The organism is Corallococcus praedator, from assembly GCF_003612125.1.
Lineage (GTDB): Bacteria > Myxococcota > Myxococcia > Myxococcales > Myxococcaceae > Corallococcus > Corallococcus praedator.
Map to the genome: position 1 here is coordinate 1 of NZ_RAWI01001383.1, position 393 is coordinate 393.

The window sequence follows — 393 nt, forward strand, 5'->3', positions numbered from 1 at the left end:
GTCCCAGGACGACCGGCGCGCCTTCGAGTTGCTCTTCGACCGCTACTTCTTCCGCGCCGCCGAGGCGGCCGCGATCGAGCAGGGGATCGCCGAGCGACCGTCCGACGACGAGGTCAACCAGGGCGCCCAGCCGAGTGGCGACCTCGCCGATCGCCTCGACGGCGACGAGCTGAGCGAGCTGATCCGCGACGCGATGCAGCAGAGCGACGAGAACGCACTGCGCGATCTCGCCCGCCTGGCGATCGCCGCCTTCGGCCGCGAGGAGGGCTCCGGCGTCGTCGGTGTCGACGTCCAGCGGATCCGCCGCAGCCTCGGGCTCAGCGCCGGCACCCAGCCGCCGCGGGCCGACACCGGCGAGGAGCGGCCGACCCTCGACCGCGATCAGCTGACCGG

Annotated in this window: 1 protein-coding gene; it reads left to right on the top strand. The window is 73.8% G+C overall.

The annotated features are described in order from the left end of the window. Positions 1 to 393, top strand: a 393-nt coding sequence (locus tag D7Y13_RS46710; protein WP_208734754.1) for a hypothetical protein, incomplete at both ends; no start/stop codon positions are given.